Origin of the sequence: Metalysinibacillus jejuensis, assembly GCF_003057615.1 — a bacterium.
Classification (GTDB): Bacteria; Bacillota; Bacilli; order Bacillales_A; family Planococcaceae; genus Metalysinibacillus; species Metalysinibacillus jejuensis.
The window spans coordinates 1-1,060 of record NZ_QAFW01000135.1 but is presented as its reverse complement, the minus strand read 5'-3'; the positions used below and the strand labels follow the sequence as shown (position 1 = coordinate 1,060).

2 pseudogenes are annotated in these 1,060 nt (G+C 41.5%); one reads left to right on the top strand and one right to left on the bottom strand.

Features of this window, described 5'->3' with window-relative positions:
- Positions 1-279, top strand: a pseudogene (locus DDE80_RS14440) (IS4 family transposase); the annotation flags it as partial.
- Between the two features lie 11 nt (positions 280-290).
- Here the strand turns inward: DDE80_RS14440 and DDE80_RS14435 are convergent.
- Positions 291-1,016: pseudogene (locus DDE80_RS14435) on the bottom strand (transposase); the annotation flags it as partial.
- Positions 1,017-1,060: the final 44 nt, after the last annotated feature.

Sequence of the window (1,060 nt, the reverse complement as noted above, 5' to 3'; positions counted from 1 at the left end):
GAATCGTTCTTTCGTTGGATCAAACAGAACTTAAATGTGCCTGTTTTATTTGGCACGACTGAAAATGCGGTGTATAGCCAACTATTTGCGGCGTTAATTGCCTACGTATTATTGAAATTTTTACAAACGGAAGGACACAAGAAAAAGCACTGTAAACGCCTGTCTTTCGCTGGTTTCACACGCCAGCTTCTTTGTGATACCCTGCCGATTGAATGGCGAATTGGATTGAAAGAAATAGTCGAATTCCACCGTGAACTTTATCAAATAGATATTGGGTGATTTTGGTTAATCAACACGTGTGGGTGATTATATAAATGAATGAGCCATGTGTTGGCACCGTACATCATCCAATTCGCCATCGTTTGACGTGAGAGTGAAATGCCCATTCGCTCTAATTGTTTTTCTTGTCGATAAAGCGGAAGACCTTCACAATATTTTTGGCTCATCAAATAAGCCATCGCTGATGGCGAAGCTAAGCTACCTGGATACATAGGCGCTGGCATTTTCGCTGTGACGATTGGTGTCTCCGTTCCTTCTTTTTCACACTGACGGCAGCTGTAGATGTGTTGTACATGTTCAACTACTTCGACTTGTGCTGGAATGATTTTTAATTCACGACGAATTTGTGTACTCATTTCATGTGTTTTTTCACCGCAACACAAACAAACCTGCTCTTCTTCGCTTAAACGATAGTGAATCGTTTCGACAGGCAAGTTTTCTAACATCGCTTCGATTTGACCCGAACGCTTCTTACGTTTATACGTAACTGTTTCAGGCGTCGGTTCTTCGACCGTGTTATCTGACGTGATTTCCATTTCATTGAATAGCGTCAGCGCAAGTTGATCTTGGTTGGTTTTTTCACTTGAAGCACCAAACTTCTTTTGTTGGCTCAGGCGGAACTGTGCCTCCCACCAGTTGAGTTTAGCCAGTAGGGCTTCATTTTGTTTTTCCAACGCCGCATTCTTTTTTGCGAGTTCTTCAATTGTACGTGTGGGTGTTTGTTCGATTTTTACCATAGTGAAAGAAATTCGACTTGAATAGCCGAATTCCTTTTTTAAAT